The organism is Halalkalibacter oceani (assembly GCF_023715705.1).
GTDB lineage: Bacteria > Bacillota > Bacilli > Bacillales > Bacillaceae_D > Halalkalibacter > Halalkalibacter oceani_A.
This window is the reverse complement of record NZ_JAMBOS010000021.1, coordinates 35,641-55,993: the sequence shown is the minus strand read 5'-3', so window position 1 is coordinate 55,993 and position 20,353 is coordinate 35,641. Positions and strand designations below refer to the sequence as shown.

The 20,353-nt window shown below is 46.9% G+C and carries 20 protein-coding genes and 1 other annotated feature; all 20 genes read right to left on the bottom strand.

The window, feature by feature from the left end; genetic code table 11:
• Nucleotides 1–7: 7 nt before the first annotated feature.
• Nucleotides 8–1,612, bottom strand: a complete 1,605-nt coding sequence (locus tag M3212_RS16255; protein WP_251195032.1) for a PucR family transcriptional regulator — start codon at nucleotides 1,610–1,612, stop codon at nucleotides 8–10.
• Nucleotides 1,613–1,642: 30 nt separating this feature from the next.
• Nucleotides 1,643–2,914 (bottom strand): TRAP transporter large permease, encoded by a 1,272-nt coding sequence (locus M3212_RS16250; protein ID WP_251195031.1) that lies wholly within the window; start codon nucleotides 2,912–2,914, stop codon nucleotides 1,643–1,645.
• Complete coding sequence (locus tag M3212_RS16245; RefSeq protein WP_251195030.1) at nucleotides 2,911–3,399, bottom strand: TRAP transporter small permease; 489 nt, start codon at nucleotides 3,397–3,399, stop codon at nucleotides 2,911–2,913. The genes M3212_RS16250 and M3212_RS16245 overlap by 4 nt, the downstream gene beginning before the upstream one ends.
• 361 nt (nucleotides 3,400–3,760) lie before the next feature.
• Nucleotides 3,761–4,843: a TRAP transporter substrate-binding protein gene (locus M3212_RS16240; RefSeq protein WP_251195029.1), complete on the bottom strand. Its 1,083-nt coding sequence runs from the start codon at nucleotides 4,841–4,843 to the stop codon at nucleotides 3,761–3,763.
• A gap of 423 nt (nucleotides 4,844–5,266) precedes the next feature.
• A complete protein-coding gene (gene greA, locus M3212_RS16235) occupies nucleotides 5,267–5,743 on the bottom strand; it encodes a transcription elongation factor GreA (protein WP_251195028.1) in 477 nt (158 codons plus the stop codon).
• A gap of 153 nt (nucleotides 5,744–5,896) precedes the next feature.
• Nucleotides 5,897–6,532 (bottom strand): uridine kinase, encoded by a 636-nt coding sequence (gene udk / locus M3212_RS16230; protein WP_251195027.1) that lies wholly within the window; start codon nucleotides 6,530–6,532, stop codon nucleotides 5,897–5,899.
• On the bottom strand, nucleotides 6,532–7,794 hold the full coding sequence (locus tag M3212_RS16225) for a peptidase U32 family protein (protein WP_251195026.1): 1,263 nt from the start codon (nucleotides 7,792–7,794) through the stop codon (nucleotides 6,532–6,534). Before M3212_RS16225 ends, udk begins: the two co-directional genes overlap by 1 nt.
• 15 nt (nucleotides 7,795–7,809) lie before the next feature.
• Nucleotides 7,810–8,742 (bottom strand): peptidase U32 family protein, encoded by a 933-nt coding sequence (locus M3212_RS16220; protein ID WP_251195025.1) that lies wholly within the window; start codon nucleotides 8,740–8,742, stop codon nucleotides 7,810–7,812.
• A 2-nt stretch (nucleotides 8,743–8,744) separates the two neighbouring features.
• A complete protein-coding gene (locus M3212_RS16215) occupies nucleotides 8,745–9,401 on the bottom strand; it encodes an O-methyltransferase (RefSeq protein WP_251195024.1) in 657 nt (218 codons plus the stop codon).
• 138 nt (nucleotides 9,402–9,539) lie between these two features.
• Complete coding sequence (gene mltG / locus M3212_RS16210; protein ID WP_251195023.1) at nucleotides 9,540–10,679, bottom strand: endolytic transglycosylase MltG; 1,140 nt, start codon at nucleotides 10,677–10,679, stop codon at nucleotides 9,540–9,542.
• Nucleotides 10,680–10,776: 97 nt separating this feature from the next.
• Nucleotides 10,777–11,064: a DUF1292 domain-containing protein gene (locus M3212_RS16205; protein ID WP_251195022.1), complete on the bottom strand. Its 288-nt coding sequence runs from the start codon at nucleotides 11,062–11,064 to the stop codon at nucleotides 10,777–10,779.
• Nucleotides 11,065–11,080: 16 nt separating this feature from the next.
• Entirely contained in the window at nucleotides 11,081–11,503 is a 423-nt protein-coding gene (gene ruvX, locus M3212_RS16200) for a Holliday junction resolvase RuvX (protein ID WP_251195021.1), read from the bottom strand.
• Nucleotides 11,500–11,772 (bottom strand): IreB family regulatory phosphoprotein, encoded by a 273-nt coding sequence (locus M3212_RS16195; protein WP_251195020.1) that lies wholly within the window; start codon nucleotides 11,770–11,772, stop codon nucleotides 11,500–11,502. The genes ruvX and M3212_RS16195 overlap by 4 nt, the downstream gene beginning before the upstream one ends.
• A gap of 79 nt (nucleotides 11,773–11,851) precedes the next feature.
• On the bottom strand, nucleotides 11,852–14,491 hold the full coding sequence (gene alaS / locus M3212_RS16190) for an alanine--tRNA ligase (RefSeq protein WP_251195019.1): 2,640 nt from the start codon (nucleotides 14,489–14,491) through the stop codon (nucleotides 11,852–11,854).
• A 153-nt stretch (nucleotides 14,492–14,644) separates the two neighbouring features.
• Nucleotides 14,645–14,852, bottom strand: a binding site (T-box leader).
• Nucleotides 14,853–14,899: 47 nt separating this feature from the next.
• A complete protein-coding gene (locus tag M3212_RS16185; protein WP_251195018.1) occupies nucleotides 14,900–15,961 on the bottom strand; it encodes an AI-2E family transporter in 1,062 nt (353 codons plus the stop codon).
• Between the two features lie 175 nt (nucleotides 15,962–16,136).
• Complete coding sequence (locus M3212_RS16180; RefSeq protein WP_251195017.1) at nucleotides 16,137–16,304, bottom strand: DUF3918 family protein; 168 nt, start codon at nucleotides 16,302–16,304, stop codon at nucleotides 16,137–16,139.
• A gap of 25 nt (nucleotides 16,305–16,329) precedes the next feature.
• Nucleotides 16,330–16,524 carry a hypothetical protein gene (locus M3212_RS16175; RefSeq protein WP_251195016.1) on the bottom strand — a complete coding sequence of 65 codons (195 nt, stop codon included), beginning with the start codon at nucleotides 16,522–16,524 and terminating at the stop codon, nucleotides 16,330–16,332.
• 11 nt (nucleotides 16,525–16,535) lie between these two features.
• Nucleotides 16,536–17,003: a PRC-barrel domain-containing protein gene (locus M3212_RS16170; protein WP_251195015.1), complete on the bottom strand. Its 468-nt coding sequence runs from the start codon at nucleotides 17,001–17,003 to the stop codon at nucleotides 16,536–16,538.
• A gap of 306 nt (nucleotides 17,004–17,309) precedes the next feature.
• Nucleotides 17,310–19,589, bottom strand: coding sequence for an SF1B family DNA helicase RecD2 (gene recD2, locus M3212_RS16165; RefSeq protein ID WP_251195014.1), 2,280 nt, complete (start codon nucleotides 19,587–19,589; stop codon nucleotides 17,310–17,312).
• A 6-nt stretch (nucleotides 19,590–19,595) separates the two neighbouring features.
• Complete coding sequence (locus tag M3212_RS16160; protein ID WP_251195013.1) at nucleotides 19,596–20,258, bottom strand: tetratricopeptide repeat protein; 663 nt, start codon at nucleotides 20,256–20,258, stop codon at nucleotides 19,596–19,598.
• Nucleotides 20,259–20,353 lie beyond the last annotated feature (95 nt).

The window sequence follows — 20,353 nt, the reverse complement described above, 5'->3', positions numbered from 1 at the left end:
CCTTCCACTATCTAAATCGACAGTCACTTTCCAAATATCGGTGAATTTTCAACCCCATGTTCAGCATCAGCTTCTCCTCTGTTTTTTGGAGATTCAAACCGGAAATGGTTTTTATTTTCTGAAGCCGGTACTTCAACGTATTGACGTGAATATACAAATCCTTTGCCGTTTCCGTCAGCGACTCATTATGCTTAAAATACTGTTCAAGCGTTTCAACAAGATTTAATTCACTGTCCAAATCGTTTTTGGCCAACGGTCCGACTGTTTCTTCATAAAACTGCTCCAGTTCGTCCCTGTTTTCAATCAGGGCAATTAAGCGGTAAGCCCCCAGATTCGAGAAATAAATAATCGGCTGATCCTTCCAAAAAACCGGGCCAAACACAACGGCCTGCTCAGCTTCCCGAAAGCTTTTGCGCAACCCATCTACTCCACTGTACGTTCGGCCGACACCGAGAGACACATCGATCTGCACCACCTGTTTAATTCCTGTTGCAAATTGCCCGATCATTTTTTTCAGCTCCGGCTTCGTTCTGTCTTTCACCGGCAGTAGAACGTATAAGGAATGGCGGACAGAGCCAACTACGATATCCTCTTCAATCTGGGTTAAAACACTTTCAATCCGACCTAGTGCGGAAGCAAACATCTTGCCGTCCTCCACTTCCTTGCCGCTGACAGAAATACAGACATATGCTTCCTCCGCCTGGAAGCCGTACATTTTCCCTTTATCCATCAAATCTTGCTTGTTAATAAACTGATTAAAGAACAAATCACGGAAGAAGTCATTGCGATATTGCTGCTCTATGTCGTATTTTACTTTTTTCCGCAGAAACTCTAATGACAATAGCATCGATGCCTTTTCTAAAATTGCCAGCTCCATCTCGATGTATTCAGAACGAGAATGGAAGCTTGAAACCGTCCCTTGCAGCTCCCCATCAATTATAATCGGGGAGACGATGCAATCTTCCAGTTCTTCGCCCTGCTTCCTTCTTGGCATCCGTACAGCCCGTTGGACAACCTTCAGTTCGTTGACCTGCTGAGTCGTTAAAGGAGCAAGCTCATGCTTTTGCGGGGGAACTTCAATATAAGGGGCCAACGCCTCCAAATAAACCTCTGTTTTCGTCAGCAGCGCCAACGTATCCATAAAACTGCTTAACCCGTTTTCATATAGAGAGATTTCACTTAATAAATGACTTGTTTGGTCAAGATCCTCTTGAAGAACCACCTTTTCATCGAAAATCACATTCATGGCCGGAGGGAGAATGTCCAAATAGGAAATTTCCTCCGGGATTTCAAGAAGAGGCATTCCGTATTCATCTGCCTTTCTTTTCATCTCTTCCGGAATCGCCCCAATAAAACGGTTTGGTTTCACCGCCACCGCCGTCGTCCCGACTTCATGCAAACGATCAATCAATTCAAGCTGGGCGACAGGATCATCCTTAATCGGATATAAACTCGTGAGCAGCAATTCGTTTCCCTTTAACCAATTGATGATATCCGGGACTTCCATCACCGTCACATAAGATACAGTCTTCTCAAGGCCTTGATGGCCGGCCACCACCTTACAGTGGCGCAGGCCGCCAATTTTCAGTAATTTTTTCAATGAAGTGGCCATTTTGCGATCCTCCCCTGTTAGCGAGATACATTACAACAGACGCAGTAAGAATAAAGATGCATCCGGAACGTACGTAATGACGAGCAAGGCAAGGACATTGACCGCGAAAAATCGGAGTAAGCCCGGCATCATTTCGCCCATTTTCAACCCGGTAATTCCCTGGGTGACAAATATATTGATTCCAAAAGGCGGAGTGTACATACCAATTGCCAAATTCGAAATCATAATAACCCCTAGATGAACTGGGTCGATTCCCATTGCCATTGCCGTTGGGAAAATAAGCGGCGCGACAATAATAATAGCTGCGACACCCTCCATAAACATTCCAAGCACCAGTAACACAACATTCAGAATTATTAAGAACACAAATGGTGACTCAATCGTATTCGTCATCCAGCCGGCAATTGTTTGCGGTACCTGCCCTCTCGTCAGCATCCAGCCAAGCACTTGCGCCGCAGCGACAAGTACGAGTACCTGAGCTGTTAAAATTCCGGAATCGATGCAAACACGATACAGCTTCTTTAGTGTCATCTCTTTATAGACAAACATACTGATTAATAACGCATACACAGCGGAGACACCCGCGGCTTCCGTCGGAGTGAAAATCCCGCCGTAAATTCCGCCAAGAATAATGACCGGGATTAGCAAAGCCCAACCGGCTTTGTACGTTGTGCTCAGCAATTGCTGCCTTGTAGCGCGTTTATCACGCTCAAGAATATGTTTACGAGCGTAGAAATAAATATAAATAATAGAAGAAAGGCCATAAATGAGACCTGCTCCGATCCCGGCAATAAAGAGCTGCCCGACAGATACTCCTGTCACGGAACCAAAGATAATTAACGTAATACTCGGTGGAATAATCAAGGAAACCGAGCCGGCCGAAGCTAAAAGACCCGCCGCAAACCAGTTATGATACTTTCCTCTAATCATTTCAGGGTACATAATCTTCCCGATCGCCACGACTGTCGCCGGACTGGAGCCGGAAAGCGCACCAAAGAACATACTCGAAACCTGGCTCGTCATCGCTACCCCGCCAGAGATATGGCCGACCATTGCCCGGGCCCAATCCAAAATCCGTTTAGACAGACCGCCGACCTCCATAATATTGGCAGCCAGTATAAAAAACGGCAGCGCCATTAACGCAAATTGATCAAGACCGCCGAACAGCCGCTGTATCAGAATCATCGGGTTAATATCCGTTGTCAAAAGCACCGTCACAAAAGAGGCCAATCCAAGCGCCACAAAAATCGGCGTACTTGAAAACAGAAAGATAAAAATCAAAACAATCAGTACAGTAATCATGGTTGTTTCTCCTCTATCATGTTAGATTGCAGGTCCTTAAACAGCTTGAATGTATGAACGACCAGATGGATAAGCGAAAGAAGCGCCCCGATCGGAATCGCCAAGTAAATATAAAACATCTTAATTTGCAACGAAGGTGTTATCTGTCCAGAATCGATGCTGAATTTTACTAATTCAATGCTGTAATAAAAGATAAACGCCATAAAAATGATTGAAAACAGATTGACCACTAACGCAATGATCGCGCCCCATTTTTTCGATAAATAATCGAGGAAGAAATCAATCCCAACATGAAGACCCCGCCGGAAACAGATCGCGGCCCCGATAAATGTAATCCAGATCATGCCGTAGCGAATAACTTCTTCCGCCCAGTTCGTATTTGCACTGAAGCCGAAGCGAAGCACAATATTAACAAACAACACAATCGTCACAGCGAGTAAACAAATGCCAACAAAAGCTTCCTCAATCCGATTGATCCACTTCATTGTTCATTCTCCTTCTCCTTATACTGAAAGTCTTACGCGGAGTCTTTGCCCTTCTTTCAGAGTGGTGAAACGTCATCAACTCTTCAACTCTAAAAGAACAGGGGATGCCTTTGAAGGATCACTTTTCACCTTTAAAGACAACCCCGATTGGCAAGCGCCGTCTCCCGGCAATGCGGAACATCCTGACGCATATTACTGTTGCAAGCGGAGTGATCATTGACTCGTTACCCACCTGCTGAAGCGGAACCGCATATTGCTTAGAGTAGAGAGGGTGTCCCGAAAGCTTCTGGGACACCCTCCTTAACGTGGCAAGCGCTATACGGAGCCACTACGGGCTTTTAACATTTGTTAACGCCCCGTATTAATTACCTGTTACTTGGTCAATGGCTTCATAAAGCTTGTGAAGCAGTTCAAGTTGTTCAGGTGTATTGTACACTTCTTCATGCATAGGAAGTGATGCTTCGCGGAAGCTTTCGATTTCTTCTTCCGTAAATTCATAATAGTTCGCGCCTGATTCAATAATCGCCTGACGGTACTCGTCTTCTACTTCGCTTAATGCTTCACGTGCAGCAGTACGTCCTTCTTCTTCAGCTTGAGCAATTACTTGCTTTAGCTCATCTGAAAGCCCGCCAAACCAAGCTTGGTTAGCCATTAACACATATGTCATTGTGCCATGGTAACTTTCAATAATATTATCCTGAACTTCATGATAATTATTTAAGTAAATTGTTTGCAATGGATTTTCTTGTCCATCCACAACGCCTTGCTGTAAAGAGTTATAAACTTCGGCATAAGGTACAGGAATCGCATTTCCGCCCCATGTTGCATATTGCTCGATCAAAAGCGGCGATTCCATAACACGCATTGTTAAGCCTTGGAAGTCACTAGGCTCATGAATTTCTTTGTTTCCTGTCGTGAACAATTTAAATCCGCCAGGCCAGTACCCAAGTCCTTCAAATCCACCTTGTCCAAGAGTTGCTAAAACTTCCTGACCCACTTCTCCATCAAGTACTTCATACGTTTGCTCTGCATCTGCAGGCCATAGGTAAGGAAGGTCAATTACTTTAATATCATCAACAAACGGACTGACGACAGCAGTTGGCTGCATCGTAATATCAATTTCCCCCATTTGCGTTCCTTCAACTTGTTCACGTAAGCTTCCAAGCTGTGAAGCAGGGTAAACATCGACTGTTACTTTTCCGCCAGTTTGCTCTTCTACTACTTCTTTAAACTTTTCAGCCCCTACATGTTCCGGGCTTTCAATCGGCTGGTTATGACTAAATGTAATGACTAATTCTTCAAATTCAGCATCCCCGGTTTCTCCCGCTGCTTCTTCACCTGGTGCCGCTTCATCTGTACCTTCATTTGTGTTATCTGAACCACCACAGGCTGCGATGACAAGTAAGAATAACACAGACATTAGTAATACAAGTAATTTTTTCATTTTGATGCCCCTTTTTGAATTTTTTAAAAATTAGTTACAAACAGTTTACCTGCTAACCATTTGTCCATTCGGATAAATCTACATTTGTAATTATGTCCAAAAGAACAAATAAATTTACGACATAATAAAGATAATTTAGCATTCTCCTTTCTTCATGTATGACTTATTCTTCTACATTATATTAGAAACTTTTCTAAAATTCTATACCTTTGTGAGAAAATCTAACAAAGAACTTTCTGAATATATGACAAATTTATGTCAGATATCTGAAAACGCTTTTAATTCAATGTGAGATTACCTACATTGTTTTATTAAAATACTTAACTTAGTTATCTTTTTATTATTTTGAAATAGTATTTTAAGGCGAATGAAAGGCTTGCCCTGCCGTCTCGAGTACGAGACAGGCCGGCAAGCCGGACATTCTTAGCGAATATCAACAATTTGAATTTCCATCTCTCCACCAGGGGTGTTCACCATTACCTTGTCATTAATTGCTTTTCCAAGTAAACTTTGCGCCATTGGGGAATCATTGGAGATCTTTCCTTCAGCAGGATCAGATTCAGCGCTTCCAACAATTGTGTACTCTTCTTCATCTCCGTCCGGAAGCTCGATAAATTTCACTGTCTTCCCTAGCGAGACAACATTTGCCGAACCTTCTTCTTCTTCAATCATAACCGCATTGCGGATCATTTTTTCCAACTGAATAATCCGTCCTTCGACAAACGCCTGCTCTTCTTTCGCTGAATCATATTCGGAGTTCTCCGAAAGATCACCGAAGCTGCGGGCGATTTTAATGCGCTCAACTACCTCTTTGCGCCGCTCTGTCTTCAAATATTCGAGCTCTTCCTCCAGCTTACGCTTTCCTTCCATTGTCATATAATGTTTTTTCTCTTCCGCCATTGTGACTCACTCCTCATCTGCTTGTTCAAATAAAATAGAATTGCTTCACATATGTAGACTAAGAACTCGGCAGTCTCCGAGTTCTTAGTTACTTACATGTATGAAAGAAAGTAAGGCTTACCCCTAAAATGCAACCTCACTTTCCCTATGCTATTACAAAATCGCTTTTTCTTCAATAATTGTGCGAATTTTTGTCACCATTAGATCAATCGCGACACGGTTTTGTCCACCTTCGGGAATGACGATATCAGCATAGCGCTTCGTCGGTTCGATAAACTGCAGATGCATCGGCCTGACAACCGACGTATATTGATCAATGACTGATTCAATCGAACGTCCCCGATCCTGGATATCACGAAGTAGACGGCGGATAATCCGAATATCGGCGTCCGTATCTACAAAAAGCTTAATATCCATCACCTCGCGCAGCCGCTCATCCTCCAGAATCAGAATACCTTCCACGATAATGACATCCTTTGGTTCAATAACAATAACCTTATTCGAGCGGGTATGTGCCTTATAGTCGTAAACCGGCTTTTCGACTCCCTTGCCCGCAGCCAGCAGCTGGAGATGCTCCAGCAGCAAATCATTATCAAAGGCCAATGGATGGTCGTAATTCGTTTTTAACCGTTCTTCAAAGCGAAGTTCACTTTGGTCCTTATAGTAGGCATCCTGTTCAATTAATACGATCGACTGCTCATTAAATTGCTGAAAAATTTCTTTCGCAACCGTTGTTTTACCGGAGCCCGTTCCTCCGGCTACCCCAATTATAATTGGCTTTCTTACCATTATCTTACCTCTTTACGCATCATGTTTTGCGGATGAACCGGGTGATCGACTTTAAAGCGGACAATTTGCAGCGGATGTCGCGCCGCATCGAGTTCCTGCCCGTCTTCATCCCAAATTGTTTCGATTTTTTGTATGAAGTTGCTTATTTCCGGTCCGAAAAATTCAACTTCGTCTCCCGGCTTGAAATGATTACGCTGCTGCAATGTAACGATTGACGTTTCCGGATCATAATCGAGTACCAATCCGGCGAAGTCATACTTTGTCCGCTTCGGATGACTGCCGTACATTTGCTCTTCAAATGTCGGTTCTCCTTCAAAAAACTGCGGAGCGAAATCACGATTCGCGCATTTTTCCAATTCATCAAGCCATGCTTTATCAATTTGGAAATTGTCAGGATCGGCGCAGTAGGCATCAATAACCTTGCGATACACACTTGTGACAGTCGCTACATAATGGATTGATTTCATGCGTCCTTCAACCTTCAAGCTGTCAATGCCGGCTTCAATCAGCTTCGGAATCGCCTGAATCAGATTCAAATCTTTCGGGCTCATCGTATATTGTGGGTCATTTTCCGAGAACAGTGCTTTTTCTCCTTGCTCATTCGTTTCATATAAGTCGTATTCCCAGCGGCATGACTGGCAGCAGCCCCCGCGATTGGAATCACGCGCTGTCATATGATTACTCAGGACACAGCGCCCGGAATAAGAAATACACATCGCGCCGTGAACAAAGCTTTCAATTTCGATATCAACATTTTTCTTCATTTCAAGCATTTCTTCAAGTCCGACTTCGCGGGCGAGGACGACGCGATGCAGTCCTTCTTCCTTCCAATACTTGACCGCTAGCCAATTGCTCAACGACTGCTGGGTGCTTAAATGCACTTCAACTTTCGGAGCTACGCGTTTACACGTTTCAATAATGAGCGGATCGGCGACGATAATCCCGGTCACGCCGACATCCTGCAGGGAGCTTAAGTACTCCTCAAGCCCGTCCATATTTTCGTTATGAGCGTAAATATTCGTCGTGACATATACTTTCGCACCGTATTTCCGGGCGAATTCCACGCCTTCGCGCATTTCTTCTAGCGAAAAATTATCGGCATTGGAGCGCAGACCGAATTCCTGTCCACCAATGTAAACCGCGTCTGCGCCGTAATGGACAGCCACTTTTAATTTTTCCAGACTTCCAGCCGGTGCAAGCAGCTCCGGTTTTTTCGTAATGATCCGTTTTCCTTCTTTTGTACGTTCCGCAATGGTTGACATCTCGTTTCCTCCTTTCTAATAGACCGTTTCTTTAAAGAAAAAGCCGGTATCCAATTTTCGGTTTTGCGGCTGAAGCGCTTCGGCCTCAGAGAGAAATATTTCTTTTTTATCCTCATATTGTTCCTGAACAGCAGTGCAAAGATCAATCGCCTCTCTATAAAGAGCCGTCACCTTTTCAAGGTAGTCCGTCTCCTTGAGGATGCCGTCGATTTTAAAGCTGTCGACTCCCGCTTCGATCATCTCTTCCAGCTCGTCGATAATGCACATATCATTCGGACTCATAATATGCGTGCCGTTCTCGTCTTCAAAAATCGGATAGCGCGCCTCACGCTCGGCATCATATAACCATAATTGGCGGTCTTTTGTCCGGCGCTCGACAGTGAGATTTTTCCCTTGAAATTGCATATAATTGCCGATTAATGTCCGCTTCGACTGGAACATACAGGTCATGCCATGCACCTGCACTTCAATTTCGACTTCGGCATTCTCTTTAATTTCCACAATTTCATCCATGCTCAATTCACGGGCAAGCACAGCCCGGGCCGCGCCTTTCTTCCCCCAGTAATTAGCAGTATACCAATTCGTCGCCGTCGTTTCCGTATTCCAATGCAATCTCATTTCCGGAGCGACCTGGCGCACCGTCATCAAAACAGCCGGATCGCCGAAGACAATCGCATCGACGTCTGCCTCTTTCAAAAAGGCGACATAGTCAGCGAGCTCCGCCACTTTATCATTATGAAATATCGCATTCATGGCAACATAGACCTGTTTTCCTTGTTCATGGGCAATCGTGACAGCAGCCCGTATATCATCGCGTGAGAATTCACCTGCTAACCGCAGTCCGTAGCGTTCTTCGCCGATGATAACCGCATCTGCCCCTGCCGCAAATACCCGCGACACAGCGTCAAGATCCTTGGGCGTCACCAGCAGCTCTGGCTTTTTGTTCATAGCTATCCCCTTCCTGGTCTTCCTTTTTTCACGCTCACTGCAAGGCCGTCCCCGACCGGGATTATTGTCGTCTCATAATCAGGCTGGGACATGAGCCAGCTGTTATACGTTTTAATTTTATTCGTTAATTGGCGCAATCGTTTATTTTCAATATGGTCAGTGGCGACGAGCCCGCGAAACAGAACATTATCCGAAAAAACAACGCCGCCTTCTTTCACATATGAACCATACATCTCAAAAAACCGTTGGTATTGACCTTTAGCGGCATCAATAAATAATACATCAAAAAGGGACTCGAATTCAAGTTTTTGGCTCAATTCAAGGGCATCGCCGTGCCATACGTCAATCCGGTCTGTCAATTTAAGCGCCTGGATATTCGCCAGCGCCTGCTCATAACGCTCGGCATCGCGCTCGATGGTGACAATCGTCGCCTCAGGCAGCGCCAGGGCCATTCTGCCCGCAGAATAACCGATTGCCGTGCCGATTTCCAAAATCCGCTTCGGCTTAATAAGCTTAAGCTGCTGGAGCAGGCACTCCATCCCGATCAGATCCATAATCGGAACCTCATGCTCGCCAGCAAAACGTTCCATCTCGACAATTTTGTCAGGACGGGCCGGCAGTAATGAATGAAGATAATAGGCTAACTCTTTTTCAATCATTCCGATCCTCCAATCCAGTAAGAGAGGGTGTGCCTAAGGAAAACCCTTTTGGCACACCCCGTTTTGGTTTTTGCAAGGCTTTGACAACTGTCCGGGAAGAAGCAGGTGAATCCTGCAGGCGGGTCGCGCTACTGTCCCCTATTCTTCACTTTCTGCTTCGATCCATTCATTACGATACATTTGATGGGTTTCGTTATGCCCTTCGTATGTCTCATTGTAAATCACTTCGCCATTATAACGCGCATAGAAATAAAGATAGTCTGTATCTTCCGGTTGGAATGCCGCCCGGATCGAATCACTGCCCGGACTGGCGATTGGTCCGACCGGAATGCCCGCATACAAGTACGTATTATAAGGCGAGTCCACTTCCAAATCATTGTAGGTTGTCATATAGCGGTGCTCCCCTAATGCGTAAGACACCGTCGGGTCAACCTGGAGTCTCATCCCCTGTTCAAGCCGGTTATACAGCACACCAGAAATTAAATAGCGGTCCTCGGATTGCTGCGCTTCCCTCTCGATAATCGAAGCGAGTGTGAGAATGTTATGTAGCGTATATTCCCCTTCTTCCACCTCGGCGAGAAACGGCTCCACTTCAGCCTCCGTCCGGTCAAGCATCGTCTCGATGATTTGTTTGATCGGCGGGTTCGCCTCAAGAAAATCATAGCGGGCCGGGAATAGATATCCCTCAAGCGGATAACGAATCCCCTCCTGCAACACCTCGTCCGTCAGCATCGCATAACGATGAATCAGACTTTCAATATACTCCCGATCATTGAGCACTTCCATGACCTCTTCAGCGGAATGCTCCGTGTTACCGGCAATGACATTGGCGATATCTTCAAGCCATAATCCTTCCGGTACGGTGAAGACGAGTTCCGCCTCCTGAATCACGCGTCCATCCTTTAACGCCTCGATCATGTCATCCATCGTCATCGCAGTGGAAAGGACATAGTCACCAGCCTGAAAGCCACTCTCGTTCTTATAACGGACAAAATAACGGAATAACGTTCCATTGCGGACAAGACCTTCTTCTTCTAGAATGGTTCCAATTTGACTGGCAGATGAACCGATCGGAATTGTAACTTCAACTTCCTGTGGATTTTCTTCATTCATTGGGCCAAGTGCATTTTTTATATAAAAATACCCGCTTGTAAGCAGGATGGATCCAATTAGAATTAATCCGATTACACAAAAAAAGACGATCTTTCTCACGACTTTAGCCTGAGAAACTCGTTCTTCATATAGATCATTTCGTGGTTTTTCGTTGGAATCAGACATCCTTCTCCCCCTTCCACCGTCTTATTATACTACATTTTCAAAAAAAGAGAACATCCTTAGACCAAAATCTGATCCTTTTGGATGTTCCCGTTTCTTCTTATTGATCTTCTTCCGAAAACGTGTTAAGCATCTCTTCAACGATTTCCCATTCAGCGTCGGTCTCAATCGGGAAGAGTGCGATGTCATTTTCTTCATCGTCACGGTCTTCATAACGAAACGCGAATACTTCTACCTCTTCATCCTCGTCGGCCTCTTCGCCGACAGGTGTAACAAGAATGTAGGATTTCCCGGTCTCGTCCACCGTAAACTTAAACAACTCATCAAATAAATGTTCATCCCCATTTTCATCGGGAATCACAATACGATCTTTTTCTTCTTGCGTCATCGTCGCACCTCTTTTCCTAGTTTCCCTTATGATCCAGATAGCCCTGCAGGATCATAACGGCGGCCATTTTATCAATGACCTTTTTACGTTTCTTTCGACTGACATCAGCTGAAATCAGCATTTTCTCCGCGGCGACAGTCGTTAGACGCTCGTCCCACATTTTCAGCTCACAGCCCGGCACATACGTCTGCAGCTGCTCAGCAAACTGCTCGCTCCGCTCACCGCTCGGTCCGATCGTTCCATTCATATTCTTCGGCATTCCTACTACAATAGTGTGAACATCATATTGCTCCACCATGCGCTTTATTGTTAAAAAGTCCTGGTCGGGCTCCTCTTCGCTTCGCTTAATCGTTTCCAGCCCTTGCGCCGTCCAGCCAAGCTCATCACTTAAAGCCACGCCAATCGTTTTCGTTCCGACATCCAAACCTAATGCTCTCATTCATTCTCCTTACGGTGCTGTGATAAATAGGATTTCACTAACTCTTCAATCAGCTCATCGCGCTCAAGCTTGCGAATGAGGGTACGCGCATCTTTATGACGGGGAATGTACGCAGGATCTCCAGAGAGTAAATAGCCGACAATTTGATTGATGGGATTATAGCCTTTCTCCTCCAGCGCCCCATATACAGAAAGGAGTACCTCTTGGACATCAACATCGACCGAATCATCCGGAAAATTAAACTGCATTGTCTTGTCCATAGAGCTCATCACAAACACCTCTTTCATTTTGCAATAAAAACAATCTCTATTGCTTGTTTACCTTTCATTGTACACCAAAAGCAGGAAATTAGGAAATCGTATCAATATATTCTTGCACATAAGCAAGCGCCTGATCAAGCTGCTCCGGATTCTTTCCGCCAGCCTGAGCCATATCCGGACGGCCGCCACCACCGCCGCCGCAACGTGAAGCGACTTCCTTAACGATCTTTCCAGCATGGTATCCTTCTGATAATAAATCTTTTGTCACCCCGGCAATGATGTTGACCTTGCCGCCTGTCACAGCACCGAGAACGATCACCCCGGAACCGATATCCTGCTTCAGCTTATCGACAATCGCACGCAGGCTGTCCATATCTTTCGCTTCAACCTTTTTCGTCAGCAACTGAACACCGTTCACCGTCACAGCCTCATCGACAAGACTTCCTGCTTCAAGATTGCTCAATTTTTGCGTTAATGATTCATTTTCACGCTGTAATTCCTTGATCTGCTGCTGTGTCGCTTCAATTCTTGCCGGCACATCGACAACGCGCTTCGCTTTTAAACTGGTCGCGGCCTGATTCAGCAGCTGAAGCTGGTCATTCATATATTGATAAGCCGCTTTGCCTGTCACCGCTTCAATCCGCCTTACACCGGCACCGATTCCAGATTCCGTCACGATCTTGAACAGTCCGATTTCCGCTGTATTTCTGACGTGACAGCCACCGCACAGCTCAAGACTATAATCACCAACTTTGACAACCCGAACGATATCGCCGTACTTTTCGCCGAATAAAGCCATCGCGCCCATCGCTCTCGCCTCGTCAATATTCTTCAATGAAATATCCACTTGAAGCGATTGCCAAATCTGTTCATTGACAATTGCTTCAACCTTGGCGATTTCCTCTTCATTCACCTGGCCAAAATGTGAGAAATCGAAGCGGAGACGCTCTTCGGAAACGAGGGAACCGGCCTGGTTAACATGCTCGCCAAGCACATCCTTAAGCGCTTGATGCAAAAGATGAGTGGCGGTATGGTTTTTGACAATTGCCGTCCGCTCGGTTTCTTCGACGATACAGCGCACCTCCGCACCCTGCTTTAGCGTTCCTTCTTTTACCGTCACATGATGAAGATGCTGGCCGTTCGGCGCTTTGCTGACGTCCGTCACTTCAACGAGGACACCCTCTCCGCTCAGAACCCCTTTATCGGCTACCTGTCCTCCGCTCTCGGCGTAAAAAGGCGTTTCATTTAAAATAAGCTGCGCCTGTTCCCCTGCTCCGACAACGTCGACCCTTTTCTTATCATGGATAAGTACTTCGACCTTTGCCGTTGTCGCCAATGTTTCATAGCCGACAAACTTGCTTTCAGTGACAATTTCGCCTAGCAATTCATCCTGAACCTGCATCGAGCCGGATTCCTGTCTTGCCGAGCGCGCTCTTGAGCGCTGGCCTTCCATCGCCTTCTCGAAGCCCTCGCGATCAATCGTTAAACCCTTCTCTTCTACATATTCCTCTGTCAAATCAATTGGAAACCCATACGTGTCATAAAGGCGGAATACATCCTCACCGGCAATCGTTGTTTTCTTGGCGGCTACGGCATCCTCAAGAATTTTCTCAAGAATCGTCAATCCTTCATGAAGTGTTTCATGGAAGCGTTCCTCTTCATTTTTAATGACTTTCTGGATAAAATCGTTTTTCTCTTTGACCTCCGGATAAAAGTCAACCATGATTTCTCCGACAACCGGTACGAGCTGATACATAAACGGCCGGTCAATCCCGATTAACTTCGCATAGCGGACAGCGCGGCGCAAAAGACGGCGCAACACATAGCCCCGACCCTCATTTGAAGGAAGCGCGCCATCACCAACGGCGAACGTGACCGTGCGAATATGATCGGCAATCACCTTAAAGGCGACATCCGTTTCTTCTTTCTTCCCGTATTGAACAGACGTCTGCTGCTCCGTCGCCCGAATGATCGGCATAAACAAATCCGTTTCAAAGTTCGTTGGCACATCCTGAATGACGGAGACCATCCGCTCAAGACCCATCCCCGTATCAATATTCTTTTTCGGAAGAGGTGTATAGCTTCCGTCAGGATTATGATTAAACTGTGAAAAGACAAGGTTCCACACTTCTAAATAACGATCATTTTCTCCCCCCGGGTAAAGCTCAGGGTCATTGGCATCATCGCCGTAGGAAGGGCCGCGGTCATAGAAAATTTCCGTATTCGGCCCACTCGGCCCTTCACCAATATCCCAGAAGTTGCCCTCCAGACGGATAATGCGCTCTTCGGGAATACCGATTTTCTCTTTCCAGTATGCATAAGCCTCGTCATCCTCAGGGTGGACCGTAACAGACAGTTTATCCGCTTCAAAGCCGATCCAGCGTTCACTCGTTAAAAATTCCCACGCCCATTCAATTGCTTCTTCCTTGAAATAATCACCGATGGAGAAGTTGCCGAGCATTTCAAAAAACGTGTGATGGCGCGCTGTTTTCCCGACATTTTCAATATCATTTGTCCGAATCGATTTCTGAGCGTTTGTAATCCGCGGGTTGTCCGGAATTACTCGGCCGTCAAAGTATTTCTTTAACGTGGCGACCCCGCTGTTAATCCACAGCAAGCTGGGATCTTCATGGGGAACAAGCGACGCACTCGGTTCGATATCGTGACCTTTCTCCTTAAAAAAGTCTAAAAACATTTGTCTCACTTGGGCAGATGTTAAAGGTTTCATCTTCTATCATCTCCTTTTTGATATGTATGTAAAACGAAAAATTCGCGCCGCGGCTCCCGCTTGTCCCAAGAGCCGGTGTACGGAAGCGCTCAGGCGGACGGTGTCCTGACCTGTCCAATGTCGGCCAGGCATCAAAAAAACTCCCTTTCCCGGATAAGGGACGAGAGTTATGTCACGCGGTACCACCCTATTTACAGACGACAGCGTCGCCTATCACTTTCGACCATAACGCGGTTAGACGGCAGGATTTGCCTGCACTCAGGAGCAGCTTTCTGAAACCCTTCGCTTCTGGCATCTTCCAGCCTAGGATGCCATTCTCTGTAAACGGTCTGTTTCATACTTGTTCCTTCAACGTATTCTTACTATGTTTATTTGCCCTTTTCATTATAGGAAGCCGCTTGACAAATGTCAATCGTTCATCAGATGAAGGCGCACGTGCCAGAGCGTAACCTTGGCGACTGCCAGCATCGGTACAGCGACGAGCAGACCGATCACTCCTCCTGTCTGAATCCCGACAAGAAGCGCGATAATAATCAGCATCGGATGAAGATGCAAGGTTTTACCGACGATGAACGGGCTGAGGACATTACCTTCCACCTGCTGGATGACGATTAACAGGATAGCCGTAAAGATCGCCAGCTGCCATGATTCCAGCAAAGCGATGATAATCGCCGGGGCAGCGCCGATAAACGCGCCGAAATACGGGATTAAATCCGCCGCCCCGATAAACAGTCCGAGCAAAATCGGATACGGGACACCGAGCAGCCATAAGCCGATCACCGAAAGCACTGCGACCGAAAGGGAAACGAGAAGCTGCCCACGGATAAAGCTGCCGAACGTCTGGTCCAGGTCCTTCAAATAGCGCTGCAACGGTTGTCTCCATTTGCGCGGGGTTATATACCAGGCCGTCTTTTCGACGAGATCATAATCTTTCAGAAAGTAAAACACTAAAAAAGGAATGACGATAAAGGCGAAAACAGAATGCAGCAAAAAGACCGCCACCTTCTCAACCTGGTCCAACGCTTTTCCACTCCACGCTTCAAGCTGGACGGTCCATTCCTTCGAGTGGGACTGTAGTGGTTCTGGCAAGGAGTTGAGCTGATCCTGCAGTCGGTTGACAAGCACGGTTAATTCATTTATTTTTCCAGGAAGCTGGGCAAAGGCATGCTGAACCTGGGCGATCAAAAACGGCAGCCCGACAATCAGGACAAAACTGATCAAACCGATCACAGCCAGAAAGATGAGGGAAACCGCCCATCTTCGTTCCATGCCATTCTGGTGAAGCTTTTCAACGAGCGGATGGAGAAAATAGCTTAACAGCGCAGCAATTCCGACTGGTAAAAGCAATGCCTTTCCGATGAGCAAAAACGGTTCTGCCAGGAAGGATAACCGCGACAGCATGTATAAAATAAATAAGACCAGCAAAACAATCAATAATCGCGCGATCCACTTCTGTTGAGTCTGTCCCATCTCTGCCCCTCCATTTTAAAGCACCTGATAAAAGGGTAGTTTTCATCCTTTATCTAAGGCTTAAAGCAGTGAGCGAAAATCTGCCGTTATGACGCAATCTGTTTGGCAAAGCTGCCCTCATAGCCTTTGAGGGTGTGTCAAAAGGCTTTCATATCCTTTTAACACACCCTCTTATTTATGCTTTGATGATGTTCATTGTTGTTTTCTGTAGTTGCTTCCACGTTTTTTTATCCGTTAATGGCGCAATAAGTGAATCGAATTTTTTCTTCGTTTTCCGATCACTCAGTGAATATGCGGCTGCTCCGATTCCGAATGCGACTAACGAAGTCATCGCTCTTCTCATCTTGTCACCACCTAGATGATCTTACTTACGTTCCATCAAGCTGAAGATCCTGCTCTTCAAACAAATCATCGAGTGAACTTAAGGAGCCATCCTCCTCAACCTGATGAAGAGACAGCTTTCCTTGAGAAATGCTCATTTCAACAAAGCAGTTCCAGCAATAATACTGATTTGTGCCGATTTTTCCAATATCCTTGCTTTGGCAATTTGGACAACGCATCATAGGGCTCCCTTCTATTCCGTCAGGATTGCGCGCCCTCCTCCAATCGTCAGCTTCGCCTCGCTTTTGACAACCTTTCTGCCTTCGAGGATGTCAGCGACCAATCCTTCCGTCACTTCGTACCCTATGATTGTCCCCATTTCCTCATGAAAATATACATCTTCTACCAGTCCGAGCTTCTCGCCCTCTCTCGTGAGCAGCGGCGTCCCCTGAAGTCGGTTGCGACCCGATTTCAGCACCGCTGCTTTGGACTTGTGAAATGGCCGCAGGACATCACTGTCGGCTACCATAACTCCATCCTCGCCAAAGCTGTCCACCACTTCAAGCGGCAGCATCATATGGCGTTTGAACCAGCCCTTTACATCAATGACAAGTCCGGCTACCGCGCCATTATCATACAGCAAATCAACGACATGTCCACACTCTTCTCCCGTTGCCAATGAGAGAACGGGCAGTCCCTCAATCGCCGCAAATGTTCGCAAAGCTCTCGCCACCTTTCCGAACATTCGTAGTGTACCGCAAACACAAACTAGCTATAAGTGTGATTAATTTCCATAAGAAAACCGATACGCAGTTTTCTTTAAAGCGTCGTGCGGAGCCGTTACATTCTTTTGAAGGCTGGCTTTTTGCCAGCCGCGTAACGCGCGAAGCCGACGCTCTTCCTTGAATTGGCGAGTGGAGCCACTGCTCCTGTTTGTAACCACTATTAAAGCGTCGTGCGGAGCCGTTACAAAAAACCCGATGGAAAGCAAAGCCTTTCCATCGGGCCTGTAACGTCCTGCCGCGCATCATTCTGTAAGCTTACTCTGTGTCGGGAGCTGCTGGAGCTTTTCCTTCAGCATTGAATGGCGCAGCAACTCATCCTTTTCCGTAATCGCCGCATACATCGTCCGCAGTTCCCCGCACAGCAATAAAAACTGCTTCGCCCGCGTAATCCCGGTATATAGCAGGTTGCGTCGCAGCATCCGCGAATAGCTGCGGACGACAGGCATGACGACAATCGGAAATTCACTTCCTTGCGACTTATGAATTGAGCAGCAGTACGCATGCGTAATCTGGTTAAGATCTTTTTTCGGATACACGACCTCTGTTCCATCAAAGGAAATGACAAGCTGATCCTGGCGTTCCGCATTTTCCTTCGCATAAAAAACCGCGACGATCTCTCCTCTGTCACCGTTATAGACATTTTCATCCGGGTTATTGACGAGCTGGAGGACAATGTCGCCGGTGCGATAGACGACCTCGCCAAAGCGAAGCTCGCGCCTTTGTTCCGTCGCTGGGTTAAACAGCTCCTGCAGCATGACATTTAACGCCAAGATGCCGGCCGGTCCTTTATACATCGGGGCGAGCACCTGGATGTCCTTCGGCGTATAGCCCTTTTTCAGCGCATTGCCACAAATTTGAGCGACGACATGCTGGACCTGATCGCCGCGGCATGGGAAGAAACGGCGATCCGGTTGTGGTTCAGGGAGATTGGGCGGCATCTTACCCTTTTTCATTTCATGGGCAAGCTCGATGATCGAAGAACCTTCGGCCTGGCGGTAAATATCGGTTAATGGCACGGTTGGAATCATTCCGGAATCAAGAAAATCACGCAGCACCTGACCCGGCCCGACGGATGGCAGCTGATCCTGGTCGCCGACCAGAATGACCTGCATTCCTTTCGGGACGGCCTTTAATAATTGATTCATTAACCAAATATCGACCATTGAGCTTTCATCGACGATCAGCAGCTCCCCTTCAAGCGGCTCGTCATCGCCTTTTTCAAAGCCTTGACCGCCCTTCCAGCCAAGCAGACGGTGAATCGTCGTCGCGGGCAGCTCAGTTGCTTCGCTCATCCGTTTCGCCGCCCTTCCCGTTGGTGCGACAAGTAAAATCGGAAACGGGTTGCCCTTCGTATACGCGCTTGGCTCAAGCGACAGGCCGTGCAGGCGACCGTACAGCTCAACAATCCCTTTTATGACCGTTGTCTTTCCTGTCCCCGGTCCACCGGTCAAAATCATAAAAGGAGAGGAGAGGGCGGTTTGAATCGCTGTTTTTTGCGACGGGGCATATTCAATCTTCATTTCCTCTTCAAGCTGACCGAGCGCCTTCAAAAACTCCGCCTCCGGAAATTCATCCTTGCTGTCCTCGCTTAAGAGCTTGCGTACGCTGGTCACAATCCCTTTTTCAGCAAAATAGAGCGACTTTAAATAAAGCCGTCCCTCCTCTTCAACAACATGTCCTTCTTCATCCATCACGAGCAGCTGTTCGTCAATCTCTTCAGCCGAAATCCGGCAGTCATACGAAGAAAGAAGCCGGCTCGCCTCTTCACATAGTGTCTCCTTATTCAAAAAAACATGCCCTTCCTGCAAGCAAAGCTCCTGAAGCAAAAACAAACAGCCGGCGCGAATCCGCTCGGGATGATTGCCCGTTAAACCGATTGCCGCGCCAAGCTGATCCGCGCGGCGAAAGCCGATTCCTTCGACATCGGTGATCAATTGATAGGGATTGGTCCGAATAATATCGAGGGCCTGCAAGCCGTACGCCTGATAAACCTTCATCGACAGCTCCACGCCAAAGCCATGCTCAGAAAGTGTCATCAATACCTGCTCCACACCTTGCTGATCAATCAGCTGACTGTACAAAGCATCGGCTTTTTCTTTTGAAAGCTTCGGGATTTGATTGAGAGACGAGCGATCCTCGACAATTTTTGTAATCGCCCGCTCACCGAGTGTCTCGACAATCATCTGCGCTGTTTTTTCACCGACACCTGGAAAGCGGCTGCTCGATAAGTACTGAATAATGCCGTGCTTCGTTTGCGGCAAATCGCGCCGGAATTGATCGACCTGATATTGAAGACCGAATTTCGGATGCTCGGCCAGCGAACCGAAAAACAGAAATGTCTCCTCCACTTCCAGCTTTGGCAAAATGCCGACCACGGTTACTTTCTTTTCCTTTATCTCCTCATTCGTAGCCTGAATTTGAATGTAGGCGACTGTATAATGATTTTCTTCATTATGAAAGACAATGTGGGAAACGGTTCCTTTTATGTAGCCCTTCTCAACTTGGCCATGTTCCTCCGTCACGAGCGCTCACCCTAACTCCAGAGCCTTTTCAATCGTCTTCTTCCCATTGGCGGCAAGTGCATGATCCGGCTGAATATCAAGCGCCCGTGTAAAAGCCTTAAGCGCGTCCGTCGTCCGTTCATGATAGGCGTAAGCCACCCCAAGATTGAAATAAGCATCGGCGTGCTGATCATCCAGCTCCACGACCTGCTCAAGCTCGACAATCGCTTCATCAATATATTCAAGCTGCGCCAGACAAAGCCCGTACTGAAAGCGTCCTTCGACATCATGTGGAGCAAGCTCGACCGTTCTCTTGAACGAAGCGAGCGCGTGCGGCAGCGCTCCAAGCTGATAATAGCTCATTCCCAGCATGAAGTGAACATCACTTTCATCAAGCTTGGCGACGAGCGCCTGCTTAAACATTTTTGCCGCTTCTTCAAACTGATCCTGCTTGTAATAAATCGTTCCGGCGCCATAATAAGCGGTCGCCGCCGTTTCATCAAGACCAATCGCTTTATCAAAAAACGTTAACGCCCGTTCATACTCTCCGACAACGCCAAGCAAATTGCCGAAGTTAATAAAGCCGGTCGGGTCGGTCGGTTTTTCTTCAATAGCATCATTAAACATCTTCGCCGCTTCCTCATATTTGCCCTCATTCATATAGGCAATTCCTTGTTCATTCAAGCTCATCTTTCAACCTCCTCCTAACGATTAAGAAAAACGCCACAGGCGCCTTTTCATTGAAGCGCGCGCGGAGCCGTTGCAATCGCTTTGTGGGTAATTGA